Annotated in this window: 2 protein-coding genes; both read left to right on the top strand. The window is 30.1% G+C overall.

Features of this window, described 5'->3' with window-relative positions; genetic code table 11:
* The first annotated feature begins 203 nt into the window (after positions 1-203).
* Entirely contained in the window at positions 204-596 is a 393-nt protein-coding gene (locus AC1DSL_RS18485; protein ID WP_477533365.1) for a hypothetical protein, read from the top strand.
* A 214-nt stretch (positions 597-810) separates the two neighbouring features.
* A partial coding sequence (locus AC1DSL_RS18480; protein ID WP_477533364.1) for a hypothetical protein occupies positions 811-1,137 on the top strand: 327 nt, incomplete at its 3' end.

The following is a 1,137-nucleotide window of genomic DNA, read 5'->3' as shown; positions in this document are numbered from 1 at the left end:
ATCTTCACACATAGGAATTACTTTAAGAAACCCACTATTATGGATTGTCATCGCTATTAGTGTTTTTGAGATATTCCAACAAAAGAAAAAACTGAAGTTAGCGAATTAAATGTTCTTCGGGTGCTTTACTTCATTAAGGAGTGAAGCCTGTTTTCTTATTGAACTAACGGTGCAGTTTAATAAAATAAAATGGGGGTGAATTTTTGAAAAGAAACAAAGTAATAATTTTCATTATATCTGTGATTTTTTTATTGTGCTTAGTGTGGATTTTATTTCCTAATAAAAGTGCAGAAGTAAAAAGTTTCATCTATGAGATAGAGGAAAACAATGACGAACTTATTATTGAAGTTAACTATCAATTCACTAACAATACAGGCAATTTTAGTTATGTAACTATTGTTTTAGACAGTTTTTTTTATGAACGACTTAAGAATCCAGAATCTATTGAACCCATTTTTTTAAACGGTGTAGTATCTGGTTCTACAAGAATAATTATTAACAAAGAGGACTTAACTTCAGACTTTATTGAATCGTTAAAATCAAAGGAAAGAAATCCTTTTCGTGCTATAAGTATAGGTGAAGAAATTAGTTTGTAATAACTTAACTAACGGGTGCTTTAGTAAAAAAAACTGTCAAATAAATGCGCTTGGCGATACATTTCCAAGCACATTTTTCTATACAAATTCAACCAATAACTTTAAATATTGCCTTCTTATTCAACTGACGCAGCAGGTTAGTTAAAGGTGATTTTTCAAACAATATCGAAGGTAATGTAAGAAGGCAATTTTTAATAAAGGGAGGTAATTAATTTTGAGAATAAAATTTTTATTTTTAATATTAATTTCGTTATCACTTTTTGTAGGGTGTTCGAACAACAATAATGAAGGTAATGTCAAAGATAGTGAGAGTTACGGAGAGATCAGAGCAGTTGTAGGGAATTACATCGATGAGGAAGGATGGGATTATTCCAAAGAAGACTGGGAAAGTGCATCAATAAAGAAAACGATTGCTGATGATAGGTATAAAACTTTAGATGAAAATTATATTGGCAAAGAAATATTAATTGTTACTTTAGAAGATGCMATAGCTTCACCATCAATATTTGTTGACCCTAACACCAATAAGGTAATTGGGCAT

The organism is Paenisporosarcina sp. P4_D4 (assembly GCF_056401835.1).
This window is presented reverse-complemented; position numbering and strand designations above follow the sequence as displayed.